This is a genomic window from Nonomuraea basaltis, assembly GCF_005893125.1.
Taxonomy (GTDB): Bacteria; Actinomycetota; Actinomycetes; order Streptosporangiales; family Streptosporangiaceae; genus Nonomuraea; species Nonomuraea basaltis.
This window is the reverse complement of the sequence record NZ_VCJS01000029.1, coordinates 73,183-90,249: the sequence shown is the minus strand read 5'-3', so window position 1 is coordinate 90,249 and position 17,067 is coordinate 73,183. Positions and strand designations below refer to the sequence as shown.

Annotated in this window: 16 protein-coding genes; 4 read left to right on the top strand and 12 right to left on the bottom strand. The window is 70.3% G+C overall.

What is annotated here, in order from left to right; genetic code table 11:
- Positions 1 to 690: HAD-IC family P-type ATPase (locus tag EJK15_RS16495; protein ID WP_138711303.1), on the top strand; the 690-nt coding region annotated here is incomplete at its 5' end.
- 66 nt (positions 691 to 756) lie between these two features.
- Here the strand turns inward: EJK15_RS16495 and EJK15_RS16490 are convergent.
- Together EJK15_RS16490 and EJK15_RS16485 are read right to left on the bottom strand one after the other, a co-directional pair.
- Complete coding sequence (locus EJK15_RS16490) at positions 757 to 2,205, bottom strand: aldehyde dehydrogenase family protein (RefSeq protein ID WP_240777014.1); 1,449 nt, start codon at positions 2,203 to 2,205, stop codon at positions 757 to 759.
- A gap of 9 nt (positions 2,206 to 2,214) precedes the next feature.
- Entirely contained in the window at positions 2,215 to 3,741 is a 1,527-nt protein-coding gene (locus EJK15_RS16485; protein ID WP_138711302.1) for a GMC family oxidoreductase, read from the bottom strand.
- A gap of 199 nt (positions 3,742 to 3,940) precedes the next feature.
- Between EJK15_RS16485 and EJK15_RS16480 the strand changes: the two genes are divergently transcribed.
- On the top strand, positions 3,941 to 4,861 hold the full coding sequence (locus EJK15_RS16480) for an AraC-like ligand-binding domain-containing protein (protein ID WP_138711301.1): 921 nt from the start codon (positions 3,941 to 3,943) through the stop codon (positions 4,859 to 4,861).
- On the opposite strand, the gene EJK15_RS16475 is transcribed toward EJK15_RS16480, so the two are convergent.
- Positions 4,847 to 6,091 carry an aromatic ring-hydroxylating oxygenase subunit alpha gene (locus tag EJK15_RS16475; protein ID WP_138711300.1) on the bottom strand — a complete coding sequence of 415 codons (1,245 nt, stop codon included), beginning with the start codon at positions 6,089 to 6,091 and terminating at the stop codon, positions 4,847 to 4,849. The genes EJK15_RS16480 and EJK15_RS16475 overlap by 15 nt on opposite strands.
- A 94-nt stretch (positions 6,092 to 6,185) precedes the next feature.
- Positions 6,186 to 7,043, bottom strand: coding sequence for an alpha/beta fold hydrolase (locus EJK15_RS16470; RefSeq protein WP_138711299.1), 858 nt, complete (start codon positions 7,041 to 7,043; stop codon positions 6,186 to 6,188).
- A 322-nt stretch (positions 7,044 to 7,365) separates the two neighbouring features.
- Between EJK15_RS16470 and EJK15_RS16465 the strand changes: the two genes are divergently transcribed.
- Positions 7,366 to 8,154: an alpha/beta fold hydrolase gene (locus EJK15_RS16465; RefSeq protein ID WP_138711298.1), complete on the top strand. Its 789-nt coding sequence runs from the start codon at positions 7,366 to 7,368 to the stop codon at positions 8,152 to 8,154.
- Positions 8,151 to 8,975 carry an IclR family transcriptional regulator gene (locus EJK15_RS16460; protein WP_138711297.1) on the top strand — a complete coding sequence of 275 codons (825 nt, stop codon included), beginning with the start codon at positions 8,151 to 8,153 and terminating at the stop codon, positions 8,973 to 8,975. The genes EJK15_RS16465 and EJK15_RS16460 overlap by 4 nt, the downstream gene beginning before the upstream one ends.
- Before the next feature lie 34 nt (positions 8,976 to 9,009).
- Here EJK15_RS16460 and EJK15_RS16455 read toward each other — a convergent pair whose 3' ends face one another.
- Genes EJK15_RS16455 through EJK15_RS16420 form a run of 8 tightly spaced genes read right to left on the bottom strand, consistent with a single transcriptional unit; the run spans position 9,010 to position 16,851 of the window.
- Positions 9,010 to 10,251, bottom strand: a complete 1,242-nt coding sequence (locus EJK15_RS16455) for a phenylacetate--CoA ligase family protein (protein ID WP_138711296.1) — start codon at positions 10,249 to 10,251, stop codon at positions 9,010 to 9,012.
- The gene (locus EJK15_RS16450) at positions 10,248 to 10,868 is read right to left on the bottom strand and encodes an acetate--CoA ligase family protein (RefSeq protein ID WP_138711295.1); all 621 of its coding nucleotides are present in this window, start codon (positions 10,866 to 10,868) and stop codon (positions 10,248 to 10,250) included. Before EJK15_RS16450 ends, EJK15_RS16455 begins: the two co-directional genes overlap by 4 nt.
- Positions 10,865 to 12,238 (bottom strand): acetate--CoA ligase family protein, encoded by a 1,374-nt coding sequence (locus EJK15_RS16445; protein WP_171074345.1) that lies wholly within the window; start codon positions 12,236 to 12,238, stop codon positions 10,865 to 10,867. Before EJK15_RS16445 ends, EJK15_RS16450 begins: the two co-directional genes overlap by 4 nt.
- On the bottom strand, positions 12,235 to 13,452 hold the full coding sequence (locus tag EJK15_RS16440) for a cytochrome P450 (RefSeq protein WP_138711293.1): 1,218 nt from the start codon (positions 13,450 to 13,452) through the stop codon (positions 12,235 to 12,237). Before EJK15_RS16440 ends, EJK15_RS16445 begins: the two co-directional genes overlap by 4 nt.
- A gap of 11 nt (positions 13,453 to 13,463) precedes the next feature.
- Positions 13,464 to 14,273: an ABC transporter permease gene (locus tag EJK15_RS16435; RefSeq protein WP_138711292.1), complete on the bottom strand. Its 810-nt coding sequence runs from the start codon at positions 14,271 to 14,273 to the stop codon at positions 13,464 to 13,466.
- The gene (locus tag EJK15_RS16430) at positions 14,273 to 15,040 is read right to left on the bottom strand and encodes an ABC transporter permease (RefSeq protein WP_138711291.1); all 768 of its coding nucleotides are present in this window, start codon (positions 15,038 to 15,040) and stop codon (positions 14,273 to 14,275) included. The genes EJK15_RS16435 and EJK15_RS16430 overlap by 1 nt, the downstream gene beginning before the upstream one ends.
- On the bottom strand, positions 15,027 to 15,863 hold the full coding sequence (locus tag EJK15_RS16425; RefSeq protein ID WP_138711290.1) for an ABC transporter ATP-binding protein: 837 nt from the start codon (positions 15,861 to 15,863) through the stop codon (positions 15,027 to 15,029). The genes EJK15_RS16430 and EJK15_RS16425 overlap by 14 nt, the downstream gene beginning before the upstream one ends.
- The gene (locus EJK15_RS16420) at positions 15,856 to 16,851 is read right to left on the bottom strand and encodes an ABC transporter substrate-binding protein (RefSeq protein WP_171074344.1); all 996 of its coding nucleotides are present in this window, start codon (positions 16,849 to 16,851) and stop codon (positions 15,856 to 15,858) included. The genes EJK15_RS16425 and EJK15_RS16420 overlap by 8 nt, the downstream gene beginning before the upstream one ends.
- Between the last annotated feature and the right edge of the window lie 216 nt (positions 16,852 to 17,067).

The window sequence follows — 17,067 nt, the reverse complement described above, 5'->3', positions numbered from 1 at the left end:
GGGCACGCGGTTCTGGTCGGCCGGCCCCGGCTGCTGGCCGAATGGTCGCAGCACCTGACCCCCGGCCTGGAGCGGGCGCTGCACGCGGCTCAGGCCGCCGGTCGGACCGCGGTGGCGGTGGGCTGGGACGGCCAGGCGCGGGCGGTGCTGGTGGTGGCCGACGTGGTCAAGGCGACCAGTAAGGAGGCCATCACGCGGCTGCGTGCCCTCGGTCTCACCCCGGTGCTGCTGACCGGCGACAACGAGGCGGTGGCTAAGACGGTGGCCGCCGAGGTGGGCATCGATGAGGTGATCGCCGAGGTGCTGCCCGCGGACAAGGTCGATGTCGTGAAGGGGTTGCAGAGCGAGGGCCGGGTGGTGGCCATGGTGGGCGACGGGGTCAACGACGCCGCCGCGCTGGCTCAGGCCGATCTGGGGCTGGCGATGGGCACCGGCACCGACGCCGCCATCGAGGCGAGCGATCTCACGTTGGTCCGGGGTGACCTGCGGGTGGCCGCTGATGCCATCCGGCTCTCCCGCAGGACGCTCAGCACGATCAAGGGGAACCTGTTCTGGGCGTTCGCCTACAACGTGGCCGCCCTGCCGCTGGCCGCGCTCGGCCTGCTCAACCCGATGATCGCGGGCGCGGCGATGGCGTTCTCCAGCGTGTTCGTGGTGAGCAACAGCCTGCGGCTACGCCGCTTCAAGTGAGCTCGCCGATGAGCGAGCTGCGCAGCAGCTTGACCAGCAGGTCGGTGCCGATGTCCCCCGGGCCGGTCAGCCGAGGTTGATCCAGACGCCCTTCGTCTCGGTGAACTCGCCGATCGCCGCCGAGCTCATCTCGCGTCCCCATCCGCTGGCCCCGAACCCGCCCCACGGCGCGGCAGGATCCAGGAACGGCAGCATGTTCACATAAACGCTGCCGGCCCGGATGGAGGCGGCGAGGGAGTGCGCTGTGGCCAGATTCTTGGTCCACACGCAGGCGGCCAGCCCGTACTCCGTGTCGTTCGCCCGGCCCACGAGCTCCTCGGGATCCTCATAGGACAGGATCGACAGCACCGGGCCGAAGATCTCCTCCCGCGCGATCACCATGTCGTCCCTGACCCCGCCGAAGACGGTCGGCTGGAAGAAATACCCGGCCGCGAGGTCGCCGTCCGGCCGCCGTCCACCGGTCACCAGCTCGGCCCCCTGCTCGACGCCGAGCCGCACGTAGTGGGCCACCCGGTCGACCTGCTCTTGGGAAACGAGCGGGCCTATGACCGTCTCCGGAGCGAGGCCGGGCCCCAGCGGCAGGCTCGCCGCCGCCGCGGCGATCTTCTCGGTGAACTCGTCCACGCGGCGTTCGTCCACGTAGAAGCGGGTGTAGGCAGCGCAGACCTGGCCGCTGTTGAGCAGCGCCCCTTGCAGGTTGCCGGCGACGGCGGCGTCGATGTCGGCGTCCCGGGCCACGATGCTGGGCGCCTTGCCACCGAGCTCCAGGCTGAGCCGCTTGAGATTGCCCGCAGCGGCGGCCACGATCAGCTTGCCGACCTCCGTGGAACCGGTGAAGGACACCTTGTCCACGTCCGGATGCTCGGTCAGCGCCTTGCCCGTCACCGGGCCGCCGGTCAGGCAGTTGACCACCCCGGCGGGCACGCCTGCCTCCATGCAGAGCCGCGCCAGGAACACCGTGGTCAGAGGCGTCTGCTCGGCCGGTTTGAGAATCACGGTGTTGCCGCAGGCGAGCGCGGGCGCGAGCTTCCATGCCGCGATCGCGAGCGGCAGGTTCCACGGGGTGATCAGGGCGCACACGCCGATCGGCTCGCGCCGCGTGTAGTGCATCGTGCCGGGGATGGACACCGCGGACACCGAGCCCTCGATCTTCGTGCACCAGCCGGCGTAGTAGCGGAACATCTCCGCGGCCAGCGGCACGTTGAGGCCCTTGGCGATGCCGATCGGCTGTCCCTGGTCGCGGGTCTCCAGCTCGGCGAGCTCGTCCGCGTGCTGTTCGATGAGGTCGGCGATCCGCCAGAGCACCCGCGCTCGCGCCGCCGGGGGCATGCTGCGCCACTCCGGATGATCGAACGCGGCACGTGCCGCGGACACCGCGGCGTCCACCTCGGCCTGCCCCGCCTCGGCCACCACGGCGAGCGGCTCACCCGTCGCCGGGTCGTAGGTCTTGAACTCGGCTCCGTCGGCGGCCGGAACCCATTCCCCGCCGATCAGCAGACTCGTCGGCATGTCCATGATGTCTCCCTACTGGCCGGAGAGGATGAGGTCGGAGGCCTTCTCGCCGATCATGATGGACGGCGCGTTGGTGTTGCCCGATGGGACCGACGGCATGATCGAGGCATCCGCGACCCGGAGTCCCGAGACGCCGTGCACGCGCAAGCTCGGGTCGACCACGGACATGGAGTCCAGCCCCATGCGGCACGTGCCGACCTGGTGCTGGTACGTGCTGACCGCGCGCCGCACGAACTCGCGGAGGTCGTCCCTGGTGCGGGCGTCCGGTCCCGGCGCCACCTCGGCCTTGCGCCATTCGTCGAAGGAGGAGGACGCGCCGATCTCGCGGCACATCTCCACCGCGTCCACCAGCGCCTCCAGGTCGTGGCTCTCGGCCAGCATGTTGGGGTCCACCAGCGGTGACGTCTCGGGGTCGGCCGAGGCGAGGCGCAGGGTGCCGCGGGACAGCGGGCGTACGATGCCGGGGGCGATGGTGTATCCGTGCTCGGGCACGGGATAGCTGTCCGCCGGGTACACCACGTGGAAGAACAGCGGTTGCAGGTCGGGCCCGGGGCGCCTGGCGTCGGTGCTGGCGAAGAGCTGGGCTTCCAGCAGGTTCGCCTTACCTGGGGGCAGCGGCTTGGCCGCCTCGTAGAGGTTGAAGACGATCGCGTGGTCGTGCAGGTTCTCGCCGACTCCCGGGAGATCGGCCAGCACGCCGATGCCGAGCTCCCTGAGCTGCCCGGCCGGGCCGACGCCGCTGAGCAGGAGCAGCTGCGCGGATCCGATGACGCCGCCGCAGAGGACGACCTCGGCCGCCGCCCGGGTACGGTGCAGCGTCCCGCCCACCGAGTATTCGACGCCGACCGCCCGTTCCCCCTCGAACAGCACCCGGTGCGCGTGCGCACCGGTCGTCACGGTCAGCCCGGGAAGGCCGGCCACCGGGGCGACGAAGCTCTGCCAGGCGCTCATCCGCTTCCCGTCGCGGACGGTGACGTGGTTGAAGCCGACGCCGGACATCTGCTCGCCGTTGAAGTCGTCCGTCTGCGGGATGCCGAGGGCGGTGGCCGCCTCGATGAAGGCCAGCGCGGTCGGATGCGGATCGGCGATGCGGGAGACCGGCAGCGGGCCACCGGCGCCATGCCACTCGCTCGCGCCGTCGACGTGGTCCTCAGAGCGCTTGAACAGCGGCAGCACGCTCTCCCAGTCCCACCCGGGGCAGCCGCCATAGGCCCAGGAGTCGTAGTCGCTGCGATGCCCCCGGACGTAGATCATTCCGTTGATCGAACTGCTGCCGCCCAGGACCTTGCCGCGCGGCCAGATGATCGAGCGATCGTTCGCGTGCTTCTGGGGGACCGTCGGTATGGCCCAGTCCATCTCACCGCCGAGCAGCGCCGGCCACGCCTGCGGCGTGCTGATCAGCGGATCGTCGTCACCGGGACCGGCTTCGAGCACATGCACGCGGTAGCCCTGATCGAGCAACCGGCGTGTGATGACACTGCCTGCCGAGCCAGCCCCCACGACCACATAGTCGTGTTCTGCTGCTTCAGGGGTCGCCATGCCGCTCCCTTCCCATCGTGGTTCCGTGCCGCAAAGGTAAAGCCGCAGGTCGGCGACGAGGGCGCCACCATGCGCACGGGCACTCGCCATTCCGTGCATCGCGCGGCGGATCGCTGACCGGAACGGAGGCGTTGACAGGCCATCGACGGCACAACGAGACTCCTGAGCCTCCACCCGGCCGCCCGACTGTGGGGGGATCATGAGAGATCACGACTACCAGCGGCTCGAGAAGTTCCAGGCCGCCGCGTCGCAGGCCTTCGTGCCCCTGCGCATCGGGGTGCCGAAGGAGGCCGGTTTCCATGCCTCCTTCGGCGGCGCGAGCATCAACGGCCTTCCCGCCACGCACATCTCCGGCACGGCGTGCTCGGTCCGCCGGGACGCACGCACGATGGGCTCCGCCGACGCGGAGCTGGTCAAGGTCGCGCTGCATCGGCGCGGGCGAGCCGGCGTGGAGCAGGACGGCCGGCAATGCCTGTTGCAACCCGGTGATCTCGTGGCCTACGACACGACCCGGCCGTACGAGCTGCGCTACTGGGACGACTTCGACACCACCGTCATCGCGATACCGCGCTCGAGGCTCGGGCTCAACGCCGAGCTGATCGGGCGGCGGTGCGCGGTTCCGTTGCCGCCAGGTCCCGGAGTCGGATCGGTGGTGTCGGCATGTCTCACCGCGCTCGGCGGAGGCGCCGGCGAGCTCTCCGGCGCCGCGGGCATGCACTTCGCCGACGCGCTGATCTCCTTGATCATCTCGGCTTTCGCCGGCGACCGGCGTGACGAGCCGGCGTCCCACCTGACCGACCGCATCCTCGCCCACTGCCTGGCCAACCTGTCCGACCCGGCCCTGTCCGCGGCCTCCGTCGCGCGCCGGCACGGCATCTCCGTGCGCTATCTGCACAAACTGCTGAGCGGGCGGGGCATGTCCCTCGCGGCCTGGATCAGACGCGAGCGGCTGCGCCGCGTCCAGCGTGACCTCGCCAATCCCGCGCTGGCGAATCGAGCGACCGGCGAGATCGCGGCCCGCTGGGGCATCCTCGACCCCACGCACCTCGGCCGTGCCCTCAGAGCGGAGTTCGGCCAGACGGCCACGGAGATCCGCCGCGAAGCCCTATCCCGGCGCTGACTCGCCCGCCGCGGCGAGTTTCCTGGTGAACTCCTCCTCGGCGAGGGCACGCCAGGCGGTGAGCGAGACGTCCGGGCGGTACAGCCGCTCCGGCGGGGCGTCGGTCATGTCCACCATCCAGGCGTCCTGGCCGGAGAACTGCCCGTGGAACAGCCACCGGATCGCGCCCAGGTACTTCGCGTAGAAGCGCAGCGTGGACCAGCCCTCGGTGAAGTTCACCATCACGCCCACGTACCGGTGGTGGCCGCTGTCGACCGGCACGTAGAACTCGTAGTGGATGAACTTCGGGTACGCGATGCGCAGCACACCCGGCATGGACAGCGAGGCGAACCCGGGGAACCGCTGCGCCTCGATGATCGGGTCCGTCTTCTTCGGCGCGCCGGTGTTGCCGATGTTGAACGTGCCCTCCGGCGGCCTCATCTTCCACCACCGCTTGTTCGACCAGCGCCCCACGCCGGGGAAGTCCGCGTCCCAGTGCACCTCGTCCTGGACCCGGTAGATCCACCGGCCCCGAGGGACGATCCGGGTCACGTTCCACGTCGGCATCGGCTTGAACAGCCGCCACAGAGAGGTCCGGTGCAGGTATTTCGCATGCCCCTCGTCGAAGCCGTTCTCACAGGCGAAGCGCCAGTTGCCGGCCCGCGGGTCGATCCGGCCGCCGAGAACGAGCGGGTTGCCGACCAGCTCCTCGGGAAGCTGCTCGTCGATCGGATGCGGAGCCTCGCCGGCGATCGGGATGTACACCCACACCATGCCCAGCCGCTCGGCCACGGAGTACGTCTGGACGCTGACCTTGCCGCGCATCGGCGAGGCCGGGCCGTCGGTGATGACCGCGCACAGCCGCCCGCTCGTCAGGTCGAACGTCCAGCCGTGGTACGGGCAGCTCACCGTGCCGGGGAACTGCCGGTCGCCCTGCGACAGCGGTACGCCGCGGTGCGGGCAGCGGTCGTGCAGCGCGTACACCGTGCCTTTGTTGCGGACTCGGCAACTGCCAGAGTCGTCGCGGACTCGGCGACTTCCAGAGTCGTCGCGGACCAGAGCGATCTTCTCACCGCAGATGGTGTGCGCCGACGGCGTGCCGGTGATGTGGCTGGACCAGGTCACCGGGTACCAATAGCCGCGGAACCCCGAGGCCGCCGCGTCGTAGTTCGGCCACGTCGACCAGTCCTGCCGGCCGGGCTGCCGCCGGGCGGGTCGGCTGCCACTGGAACCGGCACTGGAATCCGTCATCACGCCGTCCTCAGGTCGGAAACTCTGGATGGACCAGAATGATTCGTCGTCGATCGCCGGGTTGCCCACCGGGGCGTCCCGCTGAGCGGGACGTTCAGTCGTGCCGCTGGTCGAGGAAGCCGGTGACGATCGCGTGGAAGTCATGCGGCCGTTCCTCCTGGAGGTGGTGCGAGGCGTGATCCATGACGTAGAGGTGGCCACGCGGCACCATGCGCGCGAGCATCAGTGGGTAGTCGGGGGTCAGGAAGGCGTCGTGCATTCCCCACGCGAACAGCACCGGCGCGGTGATCCGCCCCAGCTCGTCGGTGAGGTCCTGCCAGTCCCCGCGCGGACTGTCCGAGGCGGCCGCGAGGGCCGTCTCCGCGGGGTCCAGGCTCTGCTCGTAGCGCATGGTGACCGTCTCGTCCGGTATCGCGTCCGGGTCGTACCACTCCAGCCGCGCCATGAGGTCGCGCATCTTGTCCCAGGACGGGCCCGTGCCGCCGTAGTACGCGTCACGGGCGTTGCGGCCACGGCGGGCGCCCTCGGGCAGCGGCGCCAGGGGACCGTAGAAGACCGGCATGCTGCCAGTGATCACCAACGAGCGGACGCGTTCGGGATACTTCGCCGCCAGGTTCAGCGCGATGGTGCCGCCCCAGGAGTTGCAGACGAAGTCGGCCCTGCCGACGTCGAGCGCGTCCATGAGCGCGACGGTCTTGCGCGCGTGGAAGTCCCACATCGGCCCCGTGATGACGCACTTCTCCGACCTGCCGTACTGCAGGATGTCGACCAGGAGACAGCGGCGGTCACCGGCGAACAGCGGGGCCACGGGGCCGAAGTCGGACCATGCGGTGCAGCCCGGCCCGCCGCCGTGGAGGAAGATCACGGGCCTGCCCTCGCCCATGTCGACGTAGTGGTACTTCACACCGCCGGCGTCGGCGTATCTGCCCTGCGGGGCCGGTGAGGTCTCCATGTCCGGATGTTTTCCGGCGGATGGGGGAGGGGCCAAGGCGAACGGTCCACTGGACGGACCCGGCCGTGTTCTGCTGAGCGAGACGTTCCCGTAGGCGGACCGCGGCTTTCGGTCCATCATCTGGGCATCGTTCCCCGCGCTGTCTTGGGAGTGCTCATCGTGCGACGTACCCTCCTGACCCTGCTCGCCGGGGCCGCCCTCGCGGTGGCACTGCCGATGGTGTGGCGTTGGTTCGCCCGGACGACCAACACCCAGGTTCACCGGGTCAACCAATGACGACGCCCGACGGGCTGACCGGTCGCCCTGGTGGAGCGCGGCGGCCATGAGCGGCGGCATCCGGTTCGGGTACGCCGGCACCTCGTTCGGTCAGGTGCACTATGCCGAATGCGGATCGGGTGCCCCTGTCGTCCTGCTGCACCAGACGCCGCGTTCCTGGGACGAGTACCGCGAGGTGCTGCCGCTGCTCGGCCGGACCCACCGGGCGATCGCGATGGACACCATCGGATTCGGCGCCTCGGCACGGCTCGCCGAGCACAGCATCGAGACGTACGCGACGGCGGTCGTGGAGTTCCTCGACGCCCTGGGCCTGGAACAGGTGGCACTGGTCGGTCACCACACCGGTGGTGTGATCGCGATCGAGGTGGCCGCGCGGGCGCCAGACCGCGTCACGCGGCTCGTCCTGTCCTCCACCCCCTACCTCGACGCCGAGGCGCGCGCCAGGCGCCGTGACCGGCCGCCGATCGACCTCGTGGAGGTCGCCCCCGGCGGTGACCACCTGACCGAGCTGTGGCGGCGCCGCCAGGGCTTCTATCCGCCGGGGCGGCCAGACCTGCTCACCCGGTTCGTCCGCGACGCGCTGATCCTGGGCGACGATGTGGAGAAGGGCCATCAGGCGGTCGGCCGCTACCGGATGGAGGACCGGATCGGCCTGATCGGCTGCCCGGTGCTGTGCGTCGGGGCGTCTGCCGACCCGCACGCCTTTCCCGACCTGGAGCCCCTGGCCTCCAGATTTAACACGGCCGATATGGCGACAGTGGACGGCGGCATGGTTCCGTTGATGGAGGATCGCCCCGAGGAGATCTCACTCCTGATCACGAGGTTTCTGTCATGACGGTCATGCCCATCGCCCCCGCACCCCACCATGTCACTCCGGCCCTCGCGGCAGTCCCGGATCCTGGTGGGCTGAACCCCGGGGGGATGAACTCCGTCCTCAGAAAGACGCAGCTGATCGTCGAAGCCTTCACCGCCGAGGACGACGTCCTCTCCCTCGCCGAACTCGTACGGCGGACGGGGGTGGCCAAGGCCTCGATCCACCGGCTCGCCCACGAGCTCGTCGAGTGGGGGGTGCTGGAGCGCACCAACCGCGGCTACCGGCTCGGGCTGCGGCTGTTCGAGATCGGCCAGCGGGTGCATCGGCAGCGGATCCTGCGCGAGGCGGCCCTGCCGTACATGGAGGACCTGCTGCTCGCCACTCAGGAGACCGTCCATTTCGCCATCCACGACGGCCTCGAGGTGCTGTACGTCGAGAAGCTCGTCGTCCATCGAGGGCTCAACAAGCAGTCCCGGGTGGCCGGGCGCCTCCCCCTGTACTGCACCGCCACCGGCAAGGTGATCCTGGCGTTCTCCCCGGCGCCGCTCTTCTCCGAGGTCGTCAGGCAAGGGCTCCGGCCGCTCACGCGTAAGACGATCACCTCGCCCGGGCTGCTGCGGAACCAACTGGAACGGGTGAGAGCCGAGAGGCTCGCCGTCGAGGTCGAAGAGATCCGGCTCGGCTACATGAGCGTGGCCGTGCCCGTGTTCAGCCATCCCGGAACGCTCGTCGGGGCCCTGTCTCTCACGGCGCCCACCTGCCGGATGAACCTCGCCAGGTTCGGCGGCGCACTGCACACCGCCGGCCTCGGCATCTCCCGCGCCCTCCAGGCGATGGGATGACGGACCTGTCGAAACAGGGACGTGCGCGGCTCGCTCAAAGGTCCCGGTGGTCGAACACGCGCTGGGTCTTGCGTTCGCTGCGCGGCAGCGTACCCTCCGCGACCAGGTCCAGGTCGACGCTGAGACCGATCTTCTCGCGCAGCCGCCGCCGCAGCGCCTCCGCGAGCCCCGGCCTGCCGTCGCCCTCGACCCGGACCGTCAGCAGGTCCCGGCCGTTCCCGTCACGCTCCACGTGCGCCTGGAACTCCGAGCCCGCGCCGTCCACCTCGGCCAGCACGACATCGACCTGCGCGGGCAGGAAGATCACACCCCGCACCTTGACCTGATCGTCGGAGCGGCCCTGGATCCGGCCGATGCGGGGGTACGGGCTGCCGCACGGGCAGGGGTCGGCGTACAGGTACGACAGGTCGCGGGTCCGGTACCTGATCAGCGGCGTGGCCTCCTTGGCCAGCGTGGTCACGACGACCTCGCCGACGGTGCCGGGCGGCACCGGCTGGAGGGTCTCGGGATCGATGATCTCCACGTGGTAGTGGTCGCTCCATATGTGGATGCCGTCGTGGCGCTCGCACTCGATGCCCGTGCCCGGTCCCCACAGCTCGGTCATCCCGTAGATGTCGAAGGTCTCCACGCCGAGCAGCGCCTCGATACGGGCACGGGTGGCGTCGCCCCAGCGCTCGGACCCGACCAGGGCCGTGCGCAGCGCCAGCTCCGCACACAGGCCCCGTTGTTCCACGAGTTCGGCGATGAGCAGGGCGAACGACGAGGTGGCGCCGAAGACCGTGGTGCCCACCTCCCGCATCATCTCCAGCTGCATCTCGGTGTTGCCGGGCCCGGTGGGCACCGTCATCGCTCCGAGCCGCTCGGCCCCGGCCTGGAAGCCGACGCCTGCCGTCCACAGCCCGTACCCGACCATCAGCTGGACGCGATCGCGGGCGGTCACTCCCGCGTAGGTGTAGCAGCGGGCGAACATCTCCGCCCAGTCGTCGATGTCCCGGGCGGTGTACGCGCAGATGGTGCGCCGCCCGGTCGTGCCCGACGAGGAGTGGATGCGCACGATCCGCTCGGCGGGCACGGCCGCGTACTCCAGGAACGGGATCTCCCGGATCTCCTGCTTCGTGGTGAACGGGAGACGAGCCAGATCCTCGTCCGGCCGCACGCCTGCCGCGGCGAACTTGGCCCGCAGGAAGGCCGAACCGGCGCAGGCGCGTTCGACCGCCGCCTGGAGTGCGGCCGCGTCTGGCCGGCTCGGGCCGGCGAGCGGTTCAAGGGTCGTCATCGCTTCACCACCAGGGCGTCAAGGACGGTCGGACGGCCGTCGTGTACGAGCACGGGATTGCAGTCGATCTCCACGACGTCCGGATCGGCTTCCAGCAGCGCCGCCACCAGGTCGACGATCAACGCCAGCCCGGCCCGATCGACCGGCGGGGCACCTCGATGGCCGTTGAGCAGCCGGGCACCCCTCAGCCTGCCGAGCGCTCGGTCGAGCTCTCCCGCCTCGGGAGGGGCGAGCAGCACCGCGACGTCATCGAACACCTCGGTGGCGACCCCGCCAAGGCCCACGGTCACGAGCGCCCCGAAGCTCGGGTCACGGCTGCCCCCGACGATCAGCTCCAGCTCGCCGCGCAACTGCTCGGCGACGAGCACCGTGCCGTCCCCGGCCGCGGCCAGCTCGGCCCAGCAGGCGGCCGCGTCCTCCGGGCCGAGGCCGAGCCGTACGAGCCCGGCGTCCGACTTGTGGGCGACTCCGGAGGCCTTGGCGACCACCGGCGCCCCGATGTCGCGCGCGAAGGCCCTGGCCTGCGCCGCCGAGGTCGTACGGGCCTCCCGCGCGGTGGGCAGGGCGGGGCCGAGCAGCCGCTTGCTCTCCCATTCGCTGAGCGGTCGCAGAGTCATCGTGCCACCCCCGCCGCATAGCCGCGGACGGCGGACTCAGGCAGGTCGAAGCAGGGGATTCCGGCGCCGGCCACCGCCTTCCGCACCCGTCCCACGTCCAGCAGAAAGGCCGTGGTCGGCTTGCGGGTCGCCGCGAACGCCTCGGCGACGGCCGCTCCGAACTCGGGGATGTCCAGGCCGCAGTTGACCACGATGACGCCGTCGATGCCGTCCTCCTCGTACACGGCCCGGATCGCGGGACGGAAGTTCGCGGGCGGGCATTGGGGAGTGAGATCGACCGGGTTGCCGAGGGCGGCGAACTCCGGCGCGAGCGCCCGGATGGCGGCCTGCCGCCGCGGCGGCAGCGGCGGCAGCTCGAGACCGTGCCGCTCGGCCGCGTCGGCGGCGAGCACTCCCGGTCCGCCCGAGACCGTCACCACCGCGACCCGGCTGCCGTGCCTGCGGGGCGACGGCCCGGAAAAGGACGGCCCGGAAAAGGACGGTGCCGAGAAGGCCGTGAGCACGTCGAAGAACTCCGCCGACTCCTCGACCGATACGACCCCGGCCCGCTGGAAGCCCGCCTCGTACGCCCGTGCGCTGCCCGCGAGCGATCCGGTGTGCCCGGCGACCGCCCGGGCGCCCGCCCCGCCGCGCCCTCCCTTGAGCACGACGACCGGCTTGTGCGGGGTGATCGAACGCGCCACCTCGACGAACGCGCGCCCGTCCCGCAGCCCTTCGGTGAACACCCCGATGACCTGTGTCTCCGGGTCGGACGCCAGCCAGGTGAGCGCATGGGTCACGTCCACGTCGGGTGAGTTGCCCAGGCTGAGGAAGCGGGCGAAGCCGAGCTCACGGCGGCGCACCTCCGACAGGAACATCCCGCCGAACGCGCCGCTCTGGCTGACGAAGCTCAGGGCCCCGGCCCGCCGCGGCACCGACCAGAAGTACGAGCCGTTCAGCCACGTGCCGTCGTCGAGGCGGCTCACCACGCCCATGCAGTTGGGCCCGACGAGCCGGGCGCCATGCGCACGGACCAGCTCGACGATCCGCTGCTCGGCCGCGCGTCCCTCGGGACCGGCCTCGCCGAAGCCCGAGGAGAGCACGACGACGGTGCGCGCTCCGGCGGTCACGGCGTCGTGCACGGCCTTCTCCGCCGCGGCGGCAGGTACGGAGACCAGCGCGAGATCGACCGGGCGGTCAAGGCTCGGACGCGCTGGCACACCGGCGATCTCGCCCGCGGACGGGTGGACGCAGACGACCGGGATCGCCCCGTCGGCGGCATTGGCCAGGAGTTTGTTGCCCAGTTTGCCGGGGTCGGCGGCCGACGCCCCGTAGACGGCGACGCTCCGGGGGGCGAAGAGCGGATCCAGATCGTGCGCCATGGTCGTCATCGCCTCACCAGCAGCCGGTTCGGGCCGCGGAAGTCGAGAGTCGGCTGCCATTCGATGTGCTCCTCAGCGAGCCGTAGTTTCGGGAAGCGGTCGAACAACCGGGGAAGGACGATCTCCATCTCGGCGCGGGCGAGCGCCGCGCCGAGGCAGAAGTGCATGCCGTGGGAGAACGCGACGTGCGGGTTGGGCGAGCGGGTGATGTCGAAGCGGTCGGGGTCGGGGAAGACCTCCGGGTCGCGATTGGCGGCCCCGAGCATGAGGATGACCGCCTGTCCGGCCCGCAGCTCCAGTCCGCGCAGTTCGCGGTCGCGGTCGGCGATGCGGGCGGCGATCTGCACGGGGCCTTCGTAGCGGAGCATCTCTTCGGTCGCCGAGCCCAGCAGGGACAGGTCCTTGCTCAGCAGGTCGAGCTGCTCCGGATGGCGCAGGAGGGCGAGTATGCCGTTGCTGAGCATGTTCGTGGCCGTCTCGTGTCCGGCCGTCATCAGGAACAGCGCGTTCGCGTACAGCTCGCCGGCGCTGATCCGTGCCCCGTCGTCGGTCGCCGCGATCATCGCGCTGAGCAGGTCGGAGCCCGGCTTGCCGGTGCGCTCGGCCACGAGCCGGGCGACGAGCTCGCGCATCTCGGCCGCGCTGCGGGTGGCGCGCTCGGCCAGCTCGGGGGTGAGCGTGCCCGAGCCGACGACGAGGACCAGGTCGAGCGCCCAGGACTGGAACGCGTCCCGGTCGGCCTCCGGGATGCCGAGCAACGCGGCGACGACGATCGCCGGGAGCGGGTAGGTCAGGCCGCGGTGGAGGTCCACGACGTCGTCCGCGGGCAGGGAGTCCAGCAGACGGTCCGTCATCTCCGCGATGGCGGGTTTGGCGCTCTCGACCGTACGCGGTGTGAACGCCTGGCCGAGCAGACGGCGCAGCCGGCGATGGTCGGGCTGGTCCTTGAAGACGACGATGTCCCGCATCGTCTTCTCCAGGAGGTCCGCGCGAGCCCTGGCGGGCCCGGGCAGCGGCCGCAGGATGGCCGCCACCCGGTCGGAGCTCAGCTCACGGTCGTAGAGCGCCTCCCGCACATCGGCGTACCGGAACAGGAACCGGCCCGTGGCCCGGCCCGCGTCGGAGGCCGCCCGGATCTCCCGGTAGATCGCGTACGGGTCGGCCAGCCCCTCAGGGCTCAGCAGCCGGCGGACGACCGCCGCCACAGACCATTCCTCGCTCACATGTGCTCCCGTCACCGGTGACCCTCCGTGCTCCAGAACAGCAACCTGGCGCGGACGACCAGGAACAGGCGGTCGAAGACGAACCCGATGGCAGAGATCGCCACCACCGCCACGTACATGTCGGCCGTGCTCAGTGTGCGATACCCGATCGCCATGGTGTGACCGAGGCCGTCGGCCGCGACGATCAGCTCGGCGACGAACACGCCGGTGATCGCTCCGACCAGGCCGACACGGGCGCCGGTCAGGATCCCCGGAAGCGAGGCCGGCAGCACGACCCGCGCCAGGATTCCGGTCCCGGACGTGCCGAGCCCGGCGGCCGACCACAGCATGCGCGGCTCGACCTGCGAGGCCGCGGCCGTGGTTGCCAGCAGGATCGGGAAGACGGCCTCGGCGAAGCCCATGGCTACCTTGGACGCCGTGCCCAGCCCGAAAAGGATCACCAGTGCGGGATAGACGGCGACTTTGGGGGTGGGGAAGAAGAACGACACGATGGGGCGGGCCATGAGACGCACCACACGCACCCGCCCCATCAACAGGCCGAGTGTCACGCCGACGACCACCGCCAGGGCGAAGGAGACAAGGATGCGGCTCAGCGTGATCGAGACCGCCTCGAGCAGCGTCCCGCTCTCCCAGCCGGTCATCGCCCGGTCCCACACCCGCTCCGGTGAGGGCAGGGTGAAGGCGGTGAACACCTTCGAGCCGGCGGCCAGCTGCCACACGGCCAGCACCAGCGCCACCGGATAGACGCGGACCGCCAGCCAGCGGACGGCCCTCAGGACATCCGGCCGCGGCCCGGGAACCGCCGGCGTCGCCCGGGCCATCAGATCTCGCCCTCGAGCCAGCGCAGGCCGTACCTGAATCCGCGGACGTACGCCGCGTCGAGCAGGAACCCCACGGTCGCGATCAGCGACGCTGTCGCCCAGACCCGCAGCGAATCGCCGAGATCGTAGAAGGTGAACAGATAGGCGCCGATGCCGGACTGGCGGATCATGAGCTCGGAGGCCATCAGCGCGAAGATCGACACCCCGATCGCCAGCCGCACGCCGGAGAGCACCTGGGGCAGCGCCGCCGGCAGCACCACCCGGAACAGCGTGCCGATCCGGCCCGTGCCGAGCCCGCGGGCCGACCAGATGAGGCGGGGCTCGACCGCGTCGGCGCCGTGGAAGCTCGCGATGACGATGGGGATCAAGGAGGCCATCACCACGATGATCACGCGGGAGAGGGTGCCGGCGCCGAACAACAGCATCAGGATGAGGATCAGCGCCACCTTCGGTACCGGATAGCTCATCGTCAGGATGGGCTCCACCGCGTGGCGGAAGAGCGTATACCGCGCCATCACGATGCCCAGGGGCACCCCGATGAGCACCGCGATCGCGAACCCCATCGCCCATCGGAACGCCGAGCCGCCGATCTCGGACTGGAACGCCGGATCGGCCAGCACCGCACCGGCTTCGGCGAACACCGCCGAGAACGGCGGGATGCTGGTGGCCCGGACCACTCCGGACCGGGGTGCGAGCTCCCACACGAGCAGCAGCGTGGCCACGCCCGTCAAGGGCAGCAACACCGCCGATGGTCTAGGGAGCGTCATCGTCGCTCCCGTCCTCGCGCAGCAGCTCCCAGATCCTGCGGTGCAGCACCGGGTAGGCCGGGTCGGCCAGCATCCGTTCCCGGTCGCGCGGCCGTCCCAGCTCGACGTCGATGACCGCCTTGATCCGGGACGGGCGGTGGGAGAACACGTAGATCCGGTCGGAGAGGTAGATGGCCTCCTCGACGGAGTGCGTCACGAACAGCACCGTCTTGCGGGTGCGCTCCCAGATGCTCATCAGCTCGATCTGCAGCACGGCGCGGGTCTGCGCGTCCAGCGCGCCGAACGGCTCGTCCATCAGGAGAACGTCGGGATCGGTGGCCAGCGTGCGGGCGATCGCGACGCGCTGCTTCATCCCGCCGGACAGCTCCTTGGGGTAGAGCTTCTCGACGCCGCCGAGGTTCACCATCTCCAGCTGGTGGCGGGCGCGTTCGTTGCGTTCCGCCCGCCCCATTCCCTGCCGCGCCAGACCGTAGGTGACGTTGCCCAGCACGGTCTTCCACGGAAAGAGGGCGAACTCCTGAAAGACGATGCCCCGCTCGGGCCCGGGACCTTCGACGGGCGCGCCGTCGTAGCGGACGGTCCCGTGGGACGCCTCGACGAACCCGCCTGCGATGTAGAGGAACGTGGACTTCCCGCACCCGGACGGGCCGAGGATGGAGACGAACTCGCCGGGACCGGCCGCCAGGTCGATCGACCCGACCGCCGTCACGGGGTCGCGGCCCCGCCCGGTGAACACCTTGCCGACCCCTTCGGCCTGCAGCTTCGGAGCCACGGCCGGCACGGAGCCGGCCGTCGTCGCGCGCAGGCCGTGGACCTCAGCCACTGGTCTTGTCCGTGAGCGACACGTCCACGAGATGGTCCTGGACCTTCAGCTGCTGGGAGAAGGCGCCGCGCTCGCGGAAGAAATCCCACTGCTTCTGCAGGGCGTCGACGCTGACGGCGCCACCCGAAGGGCGATGGTAGTCGTCCTTGGTGAGCAGGAAGCGCTCGAGGAGATCCGCGGGCATCTTCGTGGCCTTGCTGCTCGCCGCGATGACGGCGGCACGGTTGGCCGGATCGGCGACGTACTTCGCGACGGTCGCGAAGTCGTCCATGAAGCACTTCACCGCCGCGGGGTTCTGCTCTGCGAAATCCCGGCGGAATCCCTGCAGCAGCTGCACGAAGGGATCGATCACCTCGGTGATCCGGAACAGCGTGTGGTATCCGTCCTTGGCGCTCAGCTGGGTGTAGAACGGCTGGGGATAGGTCCCCATCATGAACTGCCCCGCTTGGATGCCCTCGACCTGCTGGCCGAACGGGACCTCGACTTTCTTGTAGTCCTTGTCCGGCGACAGCCCCGCCTTCTCCTTGATGTAGTGGTCCTGGATGTAGTCGGTGGAGCCGCCGATGCCGGCGGTGGACACGGTCTTGCCGGCGAGATCCGCCAGCGTCTTGACCGCATCAGGTGCCATGTAAGCGGTCGAGAAATTGCCTGAGCGTTCCTCGATGAACCCGCCGGTGATGACGATGTCCGCGCCCTTTTCGATGCCGTTGGCCACGGACAGCCCGCCGACCGTGGCGCCGTCGAGAGTGTCCGCGGCGAGCCCCTGGACCTGCGGCGCCGTCCCCGCGAACCGGTGCCATTCGATCTTGTAGCAGGTGCCCAGATTGGGAGCCAGCTTCGGGTCGGCCTGCATGACGTACTTGATCTCTTCCGCCGGGATTCCCCATCCCATGCGGATCGTCGGCGTTCCGCCGCCCCCGCCGGCCTCGCTGCCACACGCGGCGGCCAGAAGCGTCACTCCTGCCAGTGCCGCATACCATCGACGCACCTTGCGCTCCTCTCGCTGGTTGCTGTGGGGAGCTGGACCAGGTCTCGCGGAGTAGACATGAGCGCACGACGTCGGCTCAAGCGACACGGTCCGCTCAGCGGGACATGGAGGAGAGGCGCCTGAGACCGTCTGCACGTCCAAGCCGGGAGGGACGTCGCGTACAACCGTGAACCGCGCCGGGTTTCCTGATGTGCCCTGGGTTTCGTGCGATCTCTG